We start from the raw sequence: 16,608 nt of genomic DNA, 5'->3' as shown, positions 1-16,608 counted from the left end.
CTGTTATTGCGGAAGAATGCGGGCCAGCGCGAAGCCATCCCAGCCTTTTGACCCGACGGTCTGGATAACAGTGGCATCCAACCGTGGATGGTCCCCGAGCATCTTGAGCGCATCGATGATTCCCGGCGCATTCACGGGATCGATGTCCGGGTCCAGGACCGCCCCTTCCCAGATGGTGTTGTCCAGGACCACCACCGCACCCGGCCTTCCGAGCTTCACCGCCCAGTCAAGATAGCGGCTGTTGTTCTGCTTGTCGGCGTCAATGAAGATGAAGTCGAACGGCTCCCGCTCCTCTTCGTCGAGGGCAGCGAGCGTCTCCAGCGCAGGACCCAACCGGATCTCCACCCTTTCACCCAGACCGGCGGCATCGATATTCGCCCACGCCACCTCCGCGTGCTGGGGCAGGTACTCGCAGGTGACCAATGTGCCGCTGCGCGGAAGTCCCCGGCCCATCCAGATGGTGCTGTAGCCAGCCAGCGTTCCGATTTCCAGGATCCGGTGCGCGCCGGACAGCTGGACCAGGAGTTTCAGGAGCTTCCCGGCGTTCGGGGCCACCTCAATGGCCGGCATTCCCGCTTCCGCAGCCGTCCGGATGGCCTGCTGGGCCGCGGCGTCCGGATGCACTACGGCACTGGACAGAAACTCCTCAGTGGCAACCCACTCCGGCCGGGGCTTGTGCTCGAACATGGGCACAGTTTGGCACGCGGCGCTGCGGGGGGTCCAGATACTTTAGCCCCTCCGGGAAGGCTTAGGGCTCCTGCGCCAGGGCGTTCTCCAGGCGATCCACTTTCGCCGTCAGCTCGCCGCTGTACCCGGGCCTGATGTCTGCCTTGATCACCAGTGAGACGCGGCTGCCGTAGCGGCCCACGGCCTCGGTGGCGCGTTTAACGACGTCGAACACTTCGTCCCACTCGCCCTCAATGGTGGTGAACATGGAATCTGTCTGGTTGGGGAGCCCCGACTCCCGGACGATCTTCACGGCGGCGGCTACGGCGTCGTGCACTGAGGCGTCGTTGGGCCGGGAGCCTTCGCTGGGAACGCCTGACGGAGCTACAGAAAATGCAAGCAACATGCCCCCAGTCTCCCACGCGGCTGCCGGCAACTACTTAGGAAGACGCAGCGGCCCTCCGTCACATAAGCGCCTACCCCGGAGTAACCGTGTCGGGCGCAGGCTCCGTTGCTACCCTTTTGGGCATGAGCCTCGCAGTCGCCCGAAAGCCCCTCCGCGCAGACGCAGCGCGGAACGTGGACAAGATCATCACGGCGGCGCGCCGGTGCTTCCGCGAGTTCGGCCCGGAAGTGCCACTCCAAACCATCGCCACCACCGCCGGCGTTGGCCCGGCAACCCTGTTTCGCAACTTCGCGGACAAGGAGGAACTGGTGCTTGCGGCGCTTAACCGGCAGCTCCGGCTCACGGTGGACCCGGTCATGGACGGGGCGCTGGCAGATATCGACGCGGCAGCCGGTCTGCTGCGCGTCCTCGAGGCCCTGATGGCAGCGGCAAGTGACGACGCCAACCTGTTGTGCGCGGTGGCAGGGCGGCGTGAACTCCTCACCGGAATCACGGGATCGCTCATGGATTCCATGGGTGTCTTGCTGGTTCGGGGACAAGGCCAGGGAAGCCTGCGCACGGACATTTCCATGACGGACATGTTCCGGCTGCTGGCCATGCTGATCGGAGTGGTGGACACCATGGAACCCGGTTCGGATGCCTGGCGCCGGCCGCTGGCGCTTGTCGAGGACGCCATCCGCACCGTGCGCCCGTCGCGGCCACTTCCCGTGCTGGTGCCAGTCCCGGCCGCCGCGCCGAGTCTGTAGCGGGCCCGCCCGCAGCAGGCCCGCCCGCTGTTGGCCGAGTTCGTTGTTAGCGCCGATTTCGTTGTTAGCGCCGGGAAGGTGCAATAGACTGCCACTTGGGGTTAGGCAGCCAGCCTCGGTACTTCCAGCGGGAGCGACCCATGCACTCTGTGCCTATCCGCCGTTCGACGGCTGCGCTGCAATGAATCACTCGAAGCTTCTCCACTACCTCACCGATCCCCGCGGGCCGGAGGAAGTCCTTCCTACACTGGAGGCCGGGGAACTCGTCGAACTGCTTGACGCCCTGTACCAGAACCTCGATACCCCCGAGCCTGAGTTCGGCGCGCAGGTTTGGTATGAAATGGGTGTGGAAGAAACGTACCGCAGGGCCGTCTCGCCTGGCGGCACCGCCCACGGAGTCGCTTAGCCAACTGCCGCTCCGGCAGCACCTCGCCGTCGGAGTTATCCCCTGCCCTTGTTCGCTTCCTCAGCCCCGCCGTGTTCAGGCTGGTCTGGGCCTTGGTGCTGTTTTTGCATCTCACGCTGTTCATCACTGTGCTGTTCATGACCGGCGTGTTCATGGCCCGGGTACCCATGTCCTTCATGCCCGTGGTGTTGCTCATGGAACTCGTTGGGAACGTGATCCTTCGCTTCCATCAGGTGTTGCTGGAGTTTTTCTTCGGCATCGCGGCGCCTCCTTGCCGTGTCCCGCAACTCCCGGGTCGACTCCGAACCCCGGGGATCAAGGTAGGCGGCCCGATGCTTTCCCGTCTGCTCCGCCGCCGGCACTCCGGCGCCCTGTTCTTCCCTGGCGTTCCTGCCGGCATCCTCGGTGCCCTGGCCGTCCTGCGGCTCAAGCGGCCGTGACTGTTCGTCCATCTCGATTCCTCCTTTAGTGGCCGCCTGGGTGTGGGCTGCCTCTCTTCCAGTGCACCACACATGGCACCCGGAGGGTGCCTGCGCTAGGCGTTGCCGGGGTCTCCCCGCCTGCGGATTTCCTGATGCACCAGGGCCTGCAGTGTCGGCACGGACGACGCCGGATCGATGTCGAGTGCCTCACGCAGCCTTTGGGAAAGAAATTCAAGGTCCTCTTGCGGAACGTCCGAAAGCCTGGCGAAGCGCCTGAAGAAGCGTTTGGCAGGCAGGCCCGCCCGCCGTCGGGCATTCTTGTGGCGGGGCTTGCCCGCCAAGCCGCCTGCAGGATGCAGCTGATTTTCCATGGTCGCCGTTCATAGGGAATGCCATGGCCAACTGCATAAGCCGATCTCATAGTACAACCGGCACCTTATGGTTGAAGTGACCTGAGTCACTATCCGGCGCGGTTGGTGTGCGGTTAGCTCCAGCCGAGGAACCGCAACAGGGCCGCGGTGCCGGCTCCGGCGATGACCACCACAAGGAAAGGGGCCCGGAGCGCCAAGGCGATTGCGGCTGCGGCAAGCGCGCCGAGCCTCGCGTCGGCAGCAAGGCCCTGGCCTGACACCACCGCGTTCACCACGGTCAGTGACGCGAGCAGTCCTATGGTCATGGTGCCCGCGATGCGTGATGTGCGCGGATCCTCAAGGAATCTGGCCGGCACAAAGTACCCAACGATTTTCCAGGCGTAGGCAAGGGCGCAGGCAATCAGCAACCACATCCACAAGCTCACGAGCCTGCCTCCGGATCCGTGGCTTCGCGGCGCTTCGCTCCCGGGTGCGTGCCGGCAGCATCCTGGTGATGGCCGGCGTGATGCGTGTAAGGCTCGACGTCGGGCTCCAGGCCTTCGTCGCGGCGGCCATGGCTGAACCACCCCACGAGTGCCGCCACGACGGCGGCAACGAGGATGGGTACGCCCGGCGGCACGAAGGGAACCGCCACGACGGTAGCCACGGCGCACACGGCCGCGATGGCGATGGGCTCCCGGCCCTTGAGCCGGGGCCACAGCAAGGCCAGGAAAGCGGCGACGGCAGCACCGTCGAGTCCCCATTGTTTGGGATCGCCCAACCCGCTGCCGGCGAGCGCACCCACGGCCGTGAAGAGGTTCCACAGCACGTACACACCAATTCCGGCCGTCCAAAAACCGCGGCGCTGCTCCGCAGGGTCCGTCTGGCCCGTGCTGGTCGCCGTGGATTCGTCGATGGTCAGCTGGGCCCCGACGTACTTGCGCCAGCCGGTGGGCCGCAGCAGCGCGTTCAGCTGCATGCCGTAGATGCCGTTGCGCATGCCCAGGAGGGTTGCGGCGCTCATGGCCGCAATGCCCGATCCACCGCCGGCCACAACGCCAATGAAGGCGAACTGCGAGCCACCGCTGAAGAGGAGCAGGCTCAGGGCCATGGCCTGCCAGAAGTTGAGGCCGGACGTCACCGCGAGCGCGCCGAAAGAGATCCCGTACAGGCCGGTGGCAACGCTGATGGAGAGGCCTACCCTGGCCGCCGGCGAGGCCAGCAGCTTCACGCCCGGCCTCCGCGCCGGTTTATGGGCAGGGATTTCCGCAGGCTCCAGGCCCACAGGATCAGGGGTGCCTGCAGCGGCAGCCGCACGGTATGGATCTTCCGACGGCGGGACGTGCCTGCTGGCCCGTACGCCCGCTTGAGGGCGTCCACGTGGCCGGCCAGGAACGCGGTGAACATGGCAGTGAGGGCCGTGGCCGTTAGTTTGCGGGTAGGCGGCAGCAGGATTCCGACGGCGGCCGCCAGCTCCAGCAGGCCACTCACTGCGATCCACTCATCCCGGGACAGGAGGGCCAAGGGATGCTGCACTCCGGCGCCCTGGGCCCCGTTGCTTTGGTCCCCGGCGCCTGGGTTCCTGTTGCCCTGGTCCCTGCTGCTATGGTCCCTGTTGCTTTGACTGGCGCCCGGCGCGGCATCCCGGCGGCACAGGTAGTCCGGAACTACCTCCCGGTAGAAGCCGGGATCCCGGAAATGCTTGCTTGCGCTGGCCAGCAGAAGGGCGGCCATGGCAGCGGCGGACAGGTTCTGGACTGTTGGGCCGTGAAGCGACGGGCGCGAAAAGGACGAGCCCGGCGTGGACAAACCGCGCATGGACGGGCTCCGAAATGCGGGGCCGGGCCAGGGAAAAGACATGGAACCACTCAATCACAGCACATGCGGCGGTCAGAAACCCGCGGCTGCCACCTGGCGATGACGGGAGGAAAAGCGCTTGCCCAGCTATCTCACCGGGGCAGCTGTCACACAGGGCACCCTTCATGCCCACGCGAGCGGAGTTCCTCCATACGGCGGTGGCGGGAACGGATAGTCCAGGGGCTGGTCCCCATCCATCAGCGGCGGCCCAACATAGCGGAGTTCGCCGTATGTGCTGTCCCTGGAGCGGTAGTCGGGGGCGGGCAGTTCTGAAGGCAGCTCCGCGTTCCTTCCCAGTGCGAAGAGTTCCTCGGCGGTCCGGGCGAGCGACAGGTGCGCGGCGCCCCCGGTCCCCATCCAACGGCGTCGGCCCAGCAGGTGGATGGCAGCCGCAGCAACGCCGTAGCCTGTGGCGTGGTCCAGCGCCTGGACGGGCAGGGCACCGGGGCGCCACTCGCCGTCGTCATTTTCCTTGCCGTAAACGTGCGCGATTCCGCACGCGGCCTGGACAATGCTGTCGAAACCGCGGAGTCCGCTCCAGGGACCAGCGCTCCCCCAGCTGTCCAGGGTGACCACCGCAAGCCGGGGGTACAAGGCAAGCAGTTCCCGGGGGTTGAGCCCAAAGCGGTCCAGGGCGCCATGCCTGTATCCGGCCACCACCACATCCGCAGCCGCCAGGAGTTGCCGCAACTTGTGCTGGATATCCGGCACACTGAGATCTGCCTCGGCGCTGCGCTTGCCGAATGCCGTGTCCACGAACTGGTCTTCAATCTCGGGGAAGGCGGGCGGGTCGATCCGCAGGACATCTGCTCCGAGGGCCGCGAGCAGGCGGGTGGCAACGGGCCCCGCGATCACCCGGGTCAGGTCCAGGACCCGCAATCCGTCGAGCGGCGAGCCGTTGTGGGACATGCCGGGGCTGGCCTCGGTGCCGTTCGCGGCAACTGTTGCCGCTGCAGACTCCTCCAACCCCAGGCCGGCCGTTGCACCGTCGGCAAAATCGAAAGCAATCCAAGGGCCCAGTCCCGCTGCCCGCCCCATGTCCGAGTCAAGCCATTCGCTGCGCGTCCTGACAGCCGCGGCTATGCCGCCCTTGCCCTGGATGGCAGCCTCGGCTTCCAGTGCGGCCATGGAGTGGAGTTGCCGCTCCGCCTCCTCAGGCGAGGCTGCGCCCAGGGCCTGCAGCAGCCGCTGCTCATGGTGGGGATAGTTGGCGTGGGTACGAATCCATCCATCGCTGGTGCGATGGAAGCCCGAAAGGGGCGCAAAGCCCTGCGGTTTGCGCCCGGCGATGCGCAGATGGCCGAAGGAGTCGAAAGCCGCCGCGGTGAGGGCCGGCGTGGTCCTAAACCGACCGGGCGTACCTTCAAACAGGTTGAGGGCGGCCGCCGCGGCCTCCACCGAATGCAGCGCAAGGCCTTCGACATCGAGCGGGCCGGACCACCAGTGGCGCGGCGAATACGCGTCCACTTCAGGCCCTACTTGCCCTGCGGCGAAGCCAGTTTGAGCTGGTCAAGGACACGGCCCGGAACGTTGGTGGTGATCTCCTGGATGCCCAGGTCCTGGCAGAGGGCCACATCTTCCGGCGAGTCCACCGTCCAGACGCGGAAGCGCCGTCCGGACTCCAGCCAGCGGCGGACGGTGGCAGGGCGCTCCCGGACGTAGTCGATGCCGGGGCCGGCCATCCCTACTTCCCGGTCGTCCAGGATCCGTTCGCCCTCCAGTTGGGTCGCCTTCATCAGGTTGGCGATGGCACCGCCGGCAAGAGGTCCAACTCCCAGTCCACCCCGGATCTCGTGAATGGTGAGGTCGTCCACGAGCTGGCAGATGTACTGGGGCGGAACGGAAAGGAGCAGGTGCCGGACGGAATCGGGGCTGAAACTCATGAAGGTCACAGCCACGTTGTCCACGGTGGAGCTTTGCGGGTCCCAGCCCTCGCTGCGGAGCACTTCGAGCACCCGGTCCTCCAGTTTGAGCTGGTACGGGCTGGGGTGTTTGAGCTCGATGGCGAGCTTTACCGGACGGCCCGCTCCCCGAAGGATGTCCAGCAGCTCCGGCAAGGTGAGGAGCTGTTCCGAGCGCGCCCCGTATGTGTCGGGGATCCGGACACCCTTCCAGGACGAAAAATCCAGCTGGCGCAGTTCCCCCAGTGTCCGTTCTGCCACCGGCCCGGTTCCGTCCGATGTGCGGTCCAGGTTGGCGTCGTGCAGCAGGACCACATGCTGGTCGCGGGTCAGGTGGACGTCGCACTCCACCCCGTCGGCCCCATCTGCCAGGGCCTGCAGGTAGGCTGCGCGCGTGTGTTCGGCATAGGCGCCGCTTGAACCGCGGTGTGCAAAGACCAGCGGCCGCTGCGGCACTGACTCGTCAGTTGTCATGGTCACACGGTAGCCGACCGGCCCCCGCCTTCGGGGCTAGGCTTGGCACATGCAGGTGAACTCTGAGGCAACTACCGGGCCAACCACGCAGGAAGCCCCCACCGAACCCGCGCAGCAGGTGAGGCCGGGCACCATGGCCGCAGGCGCCGTCGTAAGCCGCCAGCTTGGCGCCGGTGACGCCGAAAAGGCGGCAGCGCTGCGGAAGATGAAGCTGCTGGCGGTGAGCCTGCTCATTGCCATGGCGGTGATTTTTGTCTTCGCGTTCGCGCTGCAAAAGGACTATCCATGGCTGCAGTATGTTCGTGCAGCCGCCGAGGGCGGGATGGTGGGTGCGCTGGCCGACTGGTTCGCCGTCACTGCCCTGTTCAAGTACCCCATGGGCATCAAGATCCCGCACACCGCCATCATTCCCCGGCGGAAGGACCAGATCGGTGCCTCCCTGGGCGAATTCGTGGAAACCAACTTCCTTTCCGAGCAGGTGGTCCAGGACAAGCTGGCCAGCGTCAACATCGCCCGCCGGGCAGGTGAGTGGCTTTCCGCGCCCGGCGGTGCCGACCGGGTGGCCAAGGAGGGCGCAGCGGTGATCCGCGGCGCCTTCAAGGTGTTGAATGACGACGACGTCCAGGCGGTCATCGAGGGCATGGTGCGCAAGCACCTGCTCACGCCGCCGTGGGGACCTCCGGTGGGCAGGCTTGCGGAGCGGATCTTCCACGACGGGCACCACCACACGCTGGTGGACCTGCTGGTGGACCGTGCCGCGGATTGGGTGGACGACAACCATGAAACCGTGACCCGACTGGTGTCCGACCGCTCCCCCACCTGGGTTCCGCAGTTCGTGGACGGGCTGGTGGGCGACAAGGTCTACCTTGAGATCCTCAAGTTCGTGCGGGCCGTGCAGGCAGATCCCCGGCACCAGGTGCGCCAGTCGATCGACAAGTACCTCAACGACCTCGCGCAGGACCTGCAGCATGACCCGGCAATGATCGCCCGCGCTGAGGACATCAAGGCGCAGGTGCTCGGGGATCCCGAGGTGCGCGAATTGGCGTCCCGGACGTGGGGCACCGTGAAGAACGCGCTGCTGGGTGCCGTGGACGACCCGGACAGCGAGCTCACCATCAAGTTCAAGGCAGCTGTGCGCGATTTTGGTTCGAGGTTGGTGGACGATCCCGAACTGGCAGGGAAGGTCAACGCCTGGATCGGTGACGCCGCGGGCTACCTGGTCCGGACCTACCGCTCGGACATCGCCGGGGTCATCACGGACACCGTGGCGCGTTGGGACGCCGAAGAGACCTCACAGAAGATCGAGCTCCAGGTGGGCAAGGACCTGCAGTTCATCCGCATCAACGGCACCGTGGTGGGGTCTCTTGCGGGCCTGGCAATCTTTACGGTGGCGCAGCTGATTTTTGGGTGACGCATTAGGCCGGCAGCTTTTTGACGGCGGATAGATACTGCCGCAGGGCACATTCCTATTCGCGGCGGATATTGGGGTGCGCAAGGGAACCTGACGGCGGAAATACCTACGACGACGGCACGCCGGCTCGGGTGCTCCGGCTTTACCCAGGCGGGTGGGGGCAGCGGCACAACTCATAATGTCAGACCCTCGATAGATGATTCTTCTATGGGAGTCGGCAGCGGTGTCGGGGTGGCTTTGGAGGGTATTCAAGCCTCTGTGGCCGCCCTTGATGCGCTCACTGCCCTTGGTGCGCTGGATGCCATAAGTGCGCTGGAGCGGGAGGATGCGTTCCTGGCCTCCGGGGTTGGTGTTGGTTCGGGCGTTGATGTGTTGCAGCGGCGGTACGAGATCCGGCTGGAACGGCTCGGACTAACGGCCCGACTGGAAGCGCAGCTTGCCGCCATGAAGGCGCGGGATGCAGCCGAGGCGATCGGGTTTCAGCAGGCCATGACCCCGCCCGACGCGTCCATCCAGGACCACACCTACGCCGAGATGTCCGTGGTGGAAGAGATCGCAGGCGTCCTGACCATCAGCTCCGCCGCCGCAGGTGCTCTGGTGGAACAGTCCCGGAAAATCTGCTCCCTCCCACCGGTGTTCCAGGCCCTGGCCACCGGCGCCATGTCCTGGCAGCACGCCCGCATCGTCGCGGACGAAACCGAGGGCCTCGATCCCGCCGGCGCTGCCGCGCTGGTGGCGCACTTCTTCGACCCCGACGCACCCCACCCCGCCCGCGGCGCAACCCCTGGCGAACTCGTCCCCTCCCGCTTCCGGGCCAAAGTCCGCGCCTGGCGCGAACGCCACCACCCCGAGACACTGCAGAAACGCCACGCCAAAGGGGTGGCGGACCGGCGGATGGAATACACCCCGGACCGGGACGGGATGGCCTGGGTCTCGCTCTACCTCCCCGGCGACACCGCCTGCGCCATCTGGAACCGCACCACCGCCACCGCCCGCGGCCTCCAAGGCCCCAACGAACCACGCACCATCACCCAACTCCGCCCCGACATCGCAGCATCCCTGCTCCTTGGATCAGCAAGCGAACCCGGCAAGGTCCCCACCCCGCGGGCCGACGTCCTGGTCACGGTGCCGGTGCTCTCCCTCCTCGGACTCACGGATGAACCCGCAACGCTGGACGGGCTCGGACCCATCCCGGCATCCATGGCCCGCAAACTGGTCGCCGACGGGGCGGACTCCTTCTACCGCGTCCTGGTCGACCCGAGAGACGGGGCACCCTTGGAGATCGGCCGGAAGAACTACCGGCTCACCGAAACCATCAAACGCTGGATCAGGATGCGCGACGCCAAATGCACCTTCCCCGGCTGCACCAACCGCACCCCGGACAACGACACCGACCACCTCCGGGCCTGGGAACACGGCGGAACCACCGGGGCCGGCAACCTGGCACAGCTCTGCCCGAAACACCACCGGCTCAAACACCACACCCAATGGACACCAGACCCGGCCACCAACAACGACTCACCCGGCTGGACCTCACCCACCGGCCGCCACTACAAACCCGAACACCCCCACCCAGAACCCACGTACTGGCCGCAATGGCTGATGCCCACCGAACTGCGGTCCTCGGACACCCTGAGCCTCGACGCCAGATGTAAGGACGCCAGATGTACGGACGCCAAATGTCACGATGCCGGGTGTATCGATGTCCCCTGTCTCAATATCCGCTGTCTTGAGGCGGGGCCCGAAGACCTCCCGCTATGGGAACCAGACGATGACAACTTCATAGACCCCGATGACCTGTCACCGGACGATCCCCTCTGGGCCGAGCTCCTCGCAACCCCGCTCGTACCATCCGGATGACGTAATTCTAGGGTTCGGGCAACATCGTCCATGGGGCTGGAGCAATATATGAACGGCTCGGCAGGGCCAGTGAGTCCGGCTGTACATCCTCTACGCGAAGGCCTCAAGCTCCACGCCTGCGGCCTCAAGCCCAGCACGAATACGGGCCGCCAATTCCACTGCGCCTGGACTGCCGCCCTGGAGGCGCAGGGAGTCCGGCCGGACCTTGACCGCCGTCCCGTCCACGGCCACCACTTCCCCTTGCGTTGCCAGTCGAACAGCGCGCTCAACTACCACATCGACGTCGTGCAGGACCGCGTCCTCGTCGGAAAGCGGCACCAAGCTGCCGTCGGCCAGGTACGCGCGGTCCGCGAAGGCCTCGATGAACACCGGGTGCCCGGCCTCCTTTGCCTGCTTCAGCAGCTCGGAGCCCGGGAAGCCCAGGATGGGAAGGCCGGGGTCATAGGCATTAACCGCGGCAACCACGGCGGAGGCCTGTTCGGCGTCGGAAATCAAAGCGTCGTACAGCGCTCCGTGTGCTTTCACGTAGCCCACGGAGGCACCCACGGCATGCGCGACGCCGTCGAGCGCCCCCAATTGGTACAGCACGTCGCCGAACAGCTCGTCGAAGCCCATCCCCAGCGCGCGCTGGCCATAGCCCGCCAGGTCGCGGTAGCCGAGGTGCGCCCCCACAGTGACGTCGAGTTCGTATGCTGCGCGGCAGCTGTCCAGCATGGTGACGGGGTCGCCCGCGTGCAGGCCGCAGGCCACGTTGGCACTGGTGATCAGCTGGAACATGGCCGGGTCGCCTCCTGCCGTCCAGGAGCCGAATGATTGGCCTACGTCAGCGTTGAGATCCAAGTATGTTGCCTTCCAGCGTCAGGTGGTCCGGTCCGGCAGCTGCGGTCAGCTCCCCGGGAATGGTGTCCGGCATCGGCCCGAACGCCTCACGGGCATTCTTGGCCACTGCACGACCCATCACGAGGTTACCGGCTCCACCCACAACGGCCCCTATGCCGAACGGGAGGGCCCTGCCAAACAGGGCGGTACCCTGCCGCTTGAGCAGGTTCTTTAGGAAGGCGTGCTGGATTCTCTTTCGGACGCTGCCGAAGCCCGGACCCACCATCGACTTGGAGAGCACATTGCCCCAATTATTGGCGGCGCTGTTGCCGCTGCCGGAGGCCTGGCCACTCAGCGTTCCCAGCAGGGCGGTACCCTCCTCGCCGAGCATGATGGCCATGACCATGGTGCCGGCCTTCTCCGGGTTGGTGAGGCGGATGCCGTGAAGTTCGGCCAGCGAGGTTGCGTAAAGCGCTGTTGCCTCCAGGAAGCCTACGGTGGCAGCGGCTGAGAGTCCCAGCGACGCCACTGTTCCAACCCCGGGAACGACGGCGGTTGCGCCCACCAGTGCGCCCCCTCCGGCGACGGCACGCAAGTAGTCGCGCTCTGCAATGTCTGCCAGTTGCGCGGCGGTGGCACGGGGATGCTTCTTCTGGAGCCGCCGGATGTAGGCAACCACCAGGGGCCGCTGGATCTGTACTGCCTTCAGGAGCATGTTGTGAACGCCGGGCTTGGGCTTGCCGTCAGCGTCAAACATCGCATTGTGGGCGGTTTCCTGTGCGATGCGTAATGCGGGATTGCTGCGCCGGGCCATGGTCACCTTCATTCAATCGACCTGCAGCGGGTTAGCTGCCGTGCACTTTCCATCCTATGTGGATAAACACTAAGCATGCTTAACTTCCCGCGTCCCGTACCTCTGCCCTCCTGGCAACCGCCCGTTAGCTGGCGTCCGCCAGATTATTGAAGGTGAAAACGTGGGCACCCTCCACCACTCCGCCGTCCTCCAGTTTGGGTCAGGATCGTCGTGGGCGAGTAAAGACCGCCTTTGAGCAGGCGGCGGCCCAGGGGGCCACGCCGGTTCAGGAGTTTCAGGGATGGGCCCACGCCAATTTTCAGGGCGGCCCGAATCAGCTGCGCCCGGGGAAAGGCGCCCGGATACCCCTGCCCACACAGGCAGCCGCACACCTTCCCGGCGCAGCGTTTCGGCGTACCACTGGATGCGGGGAGCCGAGAAGCACAGCTGTGTCACCACCCGCGAGGCCAGATGCTGCTTCTCCAGCAAAGCATCAAGCATGTGCAGTTCAGTTTGGCTCGGATGTCCTTCCGGGTAGCCCGCCACGCCGGCCCGGATCCGGCCACCGGACAGTTCCGCGAGGTCTTCCAGCAGCCGAAGGCTGCTGTCGTAGGGCCCGGCCGGTTCCCCTGCGTCACCACCGACGGCGAAAACCTCGGCAATACCGGCATCGTGGCAGTTCCGGACTACACCGGCCAGCTGCGCCCGGCTTTCGATGCTTCGTGCGGCCAGGTGCGGAACAACCTCAAAGCCGAGGTAGGCAAGCTCGATGGCTGTGCGAATGCTTGCCCCTACACCTTCGCGGGGCAAGCAGGACACCGTCAGCGCCGTCCCGGCAGGTACGTCGGCCTGGACGCGGGCGGCAATGCCCTCAGCGGGAATGATTTGAATCTGGACCGGCAGCTCCCGCCTGAAACCGCCGGTGGGCTGGTCGGCAGGCACTGATGCATGGGATGGTGCCGTAAGGGACTGAGGCGTCATGAGGAACTCCAGGTTCGGCCGGCCACGGGTGGCTCGGCATGGATCGGGTCCCTCCCCGCTCTGTATTGGACCTGAGAGATTCCGCAAACCCAGCCGGGGCCTGCTTGCACCGTCGGTGAGCGCTGCCGGAGCAGCACTGCTTTCCAGAGTCGCCTCGCCGTGACGGTACATGGGCCTGAGAGATTCCTGGGGAGGATTTGCTCCTACGGCGCCTGCCCGGTAATGGCCGGGAGAACTCTCCCGCCACAGCTCGAAAGGCTGTCTTCAGATGTAGTGGTTCAACGGCCGGCGCCCGTCCCGTCACTGGATGGGATGCGGCGCCGGCCGCATGGATGGGCCGGCAATCAGCGCAGAATGACCGTCCGGTTGCCGGACAAAACGATTCGTCCTTCAGCATGCCAGCGCACCGCATTGGTAAGTGCCTTGCATTCAGCGTCGCGGCCAACGGTGACCAGGTCAGAGGCGGAATACGTATGGTCCACCTCGATCACCTGCTGAGAGATGATGGGTCCCTCGTCCAGCTCCGAGTTGACGTAGTGGGCAGTCGCGCCCACCGTTTTGACGCCGCGCTCGTACGCCTGGTGGTAGGGCTTTGCACCCTTGAAGCTGGGCAGGAACGAGTGGTGGATGTTGATGGCCTTGCCACTGAGTCGGGTAGTGGCTTCGTCGCCGAGTACCTGCATGTAGCGGGCCAGCACCACCAGTTCCACGGCGTAGTGGTCTACCAGCTCCAGCAGGCGCTCTTCAGCATCCGCCTTGGTATCCGGGGTCACGGGAATGTGATGGAACGGAACACCGTGCCAGGCGGCAAGGGGTTCCAGGTCCGGGTGGTTGGACACCACGGCGGCAATTCGGACGGGCAACTCGCCACTGCGGGCACGGAACAGGAGGTCGTTGAGGCAGTGGTCGTACTTGGACACCATCACCAGGATGGGCTGCTTGCGGCCATGCCGTTCCAGGCGCCAGTCCATCCGCCATTCCCGGGCCACTTGTTCAAAACCGGAGCGGAGGCGGTCGAGTTCCATCTCTACCTGCGAGGTGACGTGGATGCGCATGAAAAACCGGCCGCTTGCCCTGTCGCCAAACTGCTTGATGTCCACGATGTAGCATTCCTGCTCCAGCAGGTATGCCGCCACCGCCTGGACAATGCCAAGGGCATCCGGGCAATGGAAGGTCAGCACGAATTCCTTGCCGGTTTCGGGAACCATGGCCTGGCGCTGTCCGGCCGCGGCCGTGCCCGCCTGCGATGTGCGGGTTTCCGTGCCGATCACCGCTTGACCCGCTCTTCCCCCACTTCTGCGGCGGCACCCGGACGGGAAGCCTTGCCGGATGCGGCGTCGGCGAAGTCCTGGTCTGCCTGCAGTTCAGCCTGGAACGTGGCAAAACGGGCCTGGTGTGCGGGCCGGCGGCGGAGGACGAACCATGCGGCGCCCAGCAGGATGAACCAGACCGGGGTGACCAGCAGGGCCACCAGGGTGTCTGGCTGGGTGGTGAGGGTCCAGATCACGAAGCCGAAGAAGGCGAAGACCACCCAGACCATGGCAATACCGCCGGGCATCTTGAACTTCGATGCGTCGTGCAGGTGCGGCCGGCGGCGGCGGAAGGCGATGTAGCTGGCCAGGATGATCGACCAGACAAAGACAAAGCAGACAGCGGACACAGTGGTCACCATGTCGAAGGCCTTGCCCACGTCCTGGCCCGCATACATGAGGACGACGCCGGACAGCAGCAGCACGCAGGAGAGGAACAGTGCGTTCTGGGGCACCTTCCGCCGGGACAGTTTGCCAAAGACGTCCGGAGCGTCGCCTTCCTGTGCAAGGCCGAAGACCATGCGTGAGGTTGAGTAGATGCCGGAGTTCGCGGAGGACATTGCGGAGCTCAGCACCACGAGGTTGACCACGGTGGCGGCGGCACCCAGGCCCGCCAGGGAGAACATGGCGATGAACGGGCTGTGGCCTGCCCTGAACTCGGTCCAGGGGGTGACAGCCATCAGGATGATGAGGGCACCTACATAGAAGAGCAGCACGCGGATGGGGATGGAGTTGATGGCCTTGGGCAGGTTCCGCTCAGGGTTCTTGGCCTCGGCCGCGGTGGTGCCCACCAGTTCGATGCCCACGAAGGCGAAGACTGCGATCTGGAAGCCGGCCACGAAGCCCATGAACTCGTTCGGGAAGAATCCGCCGTGGCTCCACAGGTTGGTGAAGGTGGCAGGGCCGGCGTCGGACTGGAAACCGGTGAAGATCATGAACAGGCCAACAATGATCAGAGCTGCAATGGCAATGATCTTGATCAGAGCGAACCAGAACTCCGTCTCGCCAAAGGCCTTGACGGTGGTGAGGTTCAGCAGGAGCAGGATGGCCACGGTGGCCAAGCCGGGGATCCACAGGGGCACCCCGGGCCACAGTTCACGGGAGTAGCCCGCGATGGCAATGACATCAGCGATGCCGGTGATGACCCAGCAGAACCAGTAGGTCCAGCCCGTAAAGAAGCCGGCCCAGGGGCCCAGCAGGTCTGCGGCGAAATCGCTGAACGACTTGTAGTTGAGGTTGCTGAGCAGCAGTTCGCCCATGGCACGCATAACGAAGAACAGCATGAAGCCGATGATCATGTACACGAAGATCACCGAGGGGCCGGCTGCCGAAATGGTCTTTCCGGAACCCATGAACAGGCCGGTGCCGATTGCGCCGCCAATGGCGATCAGTTGGATGTGGCGGTTGCTGAGCTGCCGCTCCAGGTGCGGGGCTCCGCTTCCGGGGGACGTCGGGGAGTGGGTCGTCATTGAGGAACTCCATCGTTCGAGCGGCACCCGGGGTGTCGCAAAGATTGGATTTCCTCCCCGCTCTGTCTGGGACCTGAGAGTTTCCACGCGCCGGGATGGCGTGCTTGCACCGTCGGTGAGCCAGGACAGGGCCTGGCTGCTTTCCAGAGTTGCCTCACCGCGGCGGTACGTGGGCCTGAGAGTTTCCTGGGGAGGGTTTGCTCCTACGGCGCCTGCTGAACGTACCGGCAGGGCTCTCCCGCCGCAGGTCAAAAGCGTTAATTGGTAAATCAGTGTTCAGTTATCGGAGTGCATCCGCCGTGGACTTCAAGCCGCACGGTGCATTTCGGGGCCTCCGGTAATCACAGCCGGCGACGGAGCGCCCAGCGTTCTTTGGGCCAGTTCCGCTGCCCGGCCGGATCACGGGGTTCAGTGTGGCGTCCGTCACGAACAAAAGTCAAGCCCGGCATTACGGTCGCCGCGTAACGCACCTGTACTTGCCAGCGCGCTGCATGGCGGACCGATTTGCTCTCCGGGGGCGCCATCCTGTAACTTGTGAGCCGAATCACCCATATTTCAATAAGCCTTTCGAGCTGTGGCGGGAGAGTTCTCCCGGCCATCACCGGGCAGGCGCCGTAGGAGCAAATCCTCCCCAGGAATCTCTCAGGCCCATGTACCGTCACGGCGAGGCGACTCTGGAAAGCAGTGCTGCTCCGGCAGCGCTCACCGACGGTGCAAGCAGGCCCTGGCTGGGTTTG

General features: G+C 65.4%; 18 protein-coding genes and 3 riboswitches. Of the genes, 5 read left to right on the top strand and 13 right to left on the bottom strand.

Annotation, left to right across the window (positions count from 1 at the left end; translation table 11 throughout):
* Positions 1-3: 3 nt before the first annotated feature.
* On the bottom strand, positions 4-687 hold the full coding sequence (locus LFT49_RS02795; RefSeq protein WP_237429690.1) for an O-methyltransferase: 684 nt from the start codon (positions 685-687) through the stop codon (positions 4-6).
* A 61-nt stretch (positions 688-748) separates the two neighbouring features.
* On the bottom strand, positions 749-1,072 hold the full coding sequence (locus tag LFT49_RS02790; RefSeq protein ID WP_142131381.1) for a thiamine-binding protein: 324 nt from the start codon (positions 1,070-1,072) through the stop codon (positions 749-751).
* Positions 1,073-1,194: 122 nt separating this feature from the next.
* Here LFT49_RS02790 and LFT49_RS02785 point away from each other — a divergent pair, with 122 nt between their 5' ends.
* From LFT49_RS02785 to LFT49_RS02775, 3 genes are all read left to right on the top strand, one after another.
* Positions 1,195-1,818 (top strand): TetR/AcrR family transcriptional regulator, encoded by a 624-nt coding sequence (locus LFT49_RS02785; RefSeq protein WP_236800799.1) that lies wholly within the window; start codon positions 1,195-1,197, stop codon positions 1,816-1,818.
* Positions 1,819-1,999: 181 nt separating this feature from the next.
* Positions 2,000-2,224: a hypothetical protein gene (locus tag LFT49_RS02780; RefSeq protein ID WP_236800798.1), complete on the top strand. Its 225-nt coding sequence runs from the start codon at positions 2,000-2,002 to the stop codon at positions 2,222-2,224.
* Positions 2,225-2,319: 95 nt separating this feature from the next.
* A complete protein-coding gene (locus tag LFT49_RS02775) occupies positions 2,320-2,664 on the top strand; it encodes a hypothetical protein (RefSeq protein WP_237429689.1) in 345 nt (114 codons plus the stop codon).
* Between the two features lie 95 nt (positions 2,665-2,759).
* On the opposite strand, the gene LFT49_RS02770 is transcribed toward LFT49_RS02775, so the two are convergent.
* The 6 genes from LFT49_RS02770 to LFT49_RS02745 form a co-directional block, all read right to left on the bottom strand.
* Positions 2,760-3,017, bottom strand: coding sequence for a hypothetical protein (locus LFT49_RS02770; protein ID WP_237429688.1), 258 nt, complete (start codon positions 3,015-3,017; stop codon positions 2,760-2,762).
* Between the two features lie 113 nt (positions 3,018-3,130).
* The gene (locus tag LFT49_RS02765) at positions 3,131-3,442 is read right to left on the bottom strand and encodes an AzlD domain-containing protein (RefSeq protein ID WP_237429687.1); all 312 of its coding nucleotides are present in this window, start codon (positions 3,440-3,442) and stop codon (positions 3,131-3,133) included.
* Complete coding sequence (locus LFT49_RS02760) at positions 3,439-4,227, bottom strand: AzlC family ABC transporter permease (RefSeq protein WP_236800794.1); 789 nt, start codon at positions 4,225-4,227, stop codon at positions 3,439-3,441. Before LFT49_RS02760 ends, LFT49_RS02765 begins: the two co-directional genes overlap by 4 nt.
* The gene (locus LFT49_RS02755; protein ID WP_237430457.1) at positions 4,224-4,730 is read right to left on the bottom strand and encodes a DoxX family protein; all 507 of its coding nucleotides are present in this window, start codon (positions 4,728-4,730) and stop codon (positions 4,224-4,226) included. Before LFT49_RS02755 ends, LFT49_RS02760 begins: the two co-directional genes overlap by 4 nt.
* 246 nt (positions 4,731-4,976) lie before the next feature.
* Positions 4,977-6,320 (bottom strand): CoA transferase, encoded by a 1,344-nt coding sequence (locus LFT49_RS02750; RefSeq protein WP_236821130.1) that lies wholly within the window; start codon positions 6,318-6,320, stop codon positions 4,977-4,979.
* An 8-nt stretch (positions 6,321-6,328) separates the two neighbouring features.
* A complete protein-coding gene (locus tag LFT49_RS02745; RefSeq protein WP_236800792.1) occupies positions 6,329-7,228 on the bottom strand; it encodes a glycerophosphodiester phosphodiesterase in 900 nt (299 codons plus the stop codon).
* A gap of 133 nt (positions 7,229-7,361) precedes the next feature.
* Between LFT49_RS02745 and LFT49_RS02740 the strand changes: the two genes are divergently transcribed.
* Together LFT49_RS02740 and LFT49_RS02735 are read left to right on the top strand one after the other, a co-directional pair.
* Entirely contained in the window at positions 7,362-8,639 is a 1,278-nt protein-coding gene (locus LFT49_RS02740) for a DUF445 domain-containing protein (RefSeq protein ID WP_373462149.1), read from the top strand.
* 207 nt (positions 8,640-8,846) lie between these two features.
* On the top strand, positions 8,847-10,499 hold the full coding sequence (locus LFT49_RS02735; RefSeq protein ID WP_237429685.1) for an HNH endonuclease signature motif containing protein: 1,653 nt from the start codon (positions 8,847-8,849) through the stop codon (positions 10,497-10,499).
* A gap of 90 nt (positions 10,500-10,589) precedes the next feature.
* Here the strand turns inward: LFT49_RS02735 and LFT49_RS02730 are convergent, their stop codons facing one another.
* From LFT49_RS02730 to cycA, 5 genes are all read right to left on the bottom strand, one after another.
* Positions 10,590-11,339, bottom strand: coding sequence for a LamB/YcsF family protein (locus LFT49_RS02730; RefSeq protein ID WP_237429684.1), 750 nt, complete (start codon positions 11,337-11,339; stop codon positions 10,590-10,592).
* A complete protein-coding gene (locus LFT49_RS02725; protein ID WP_236802756.1) occupies positions 11,323-12,132 on the bottom strand; it encodes a hypothetical protein in 810 nt (269 codons plus the stop codon). Before LFT49_RS02725 ends, LFT49_RS02730 begins: the two co-directional genes overlap by 17 nt.
* A 69-nt stretch (positions 12,133-12,201) precedes the next feature.
* Complete coding sequence (locus LFT49_RS22725; RefSeq protein ID WP_373462141.1) at positions 12,202-13,092, bottom strand: methylenetetrahydrofolate reductase; 891 nt, start codon at positions 13,090-13,092, stop codon at positions 12,202-12,204.
* A 153-nt stretch (positions 13,093-13,245) separates the two neighbouring features.
* Positions 13,246-13,345, bottom strand: a riboswitch (glycine riboswitch).
* A 91-nt stretch (positions 13,346-13,436) separates the two neighbouring features.
* Complete coding sequence (purU, locus tag LFT49_RS02715) at positions 13,437-14,363, bottom strand: formyltetrahydrofolate deformylase (RefSeq protein WP_442863725.1); 927 nt, start codon at positions 14,361-14,363, stop codon at positions 13,437-13,439.
* Complete coding sequence (gene cycA, locus LFT49_RS02710) at positions 14,360-15,871, bottom strand: D-serine/D-alanine/glycine transporter (RefSeq protein WP_236821126.1); 1,512 nt, start codon at positions 15,869-15,871, stop codon at positions 14,360-14,362. The genes purU and cycA overlap by 4 nt, the downstream gene beginning before the upstream one ends.
* Before the next feature lie 153 nt (positions 15,872-16,024).
* Positions 16,025-16,122: riboswitch (glycine riboswitch) on the bottom strand.
* A gap of 317 nt (positions 16,123-16,439) precedes the next feature.
* A riboswitch (glycine riboswitch) is annotated at positions 16,440-16,539 on the top strand.
* Positions 16,540-16,608 lie beyond the last annotated feature (69 nt).

The sequence above is a fragment of the Arthrobacter sp. FW306-06-A genome (assembly GCF_021870055.1).
Taxonomy (GTDB): Bacteria; Actinomycetota; Actinomycetes; order Actinomycetales; family Micrococcaceae; genus Arthrobacter.
Note: the sequence above shows the minus strand (reverse complement) of the source record. Positions and strands in the feature narration are given on the sequence as shown.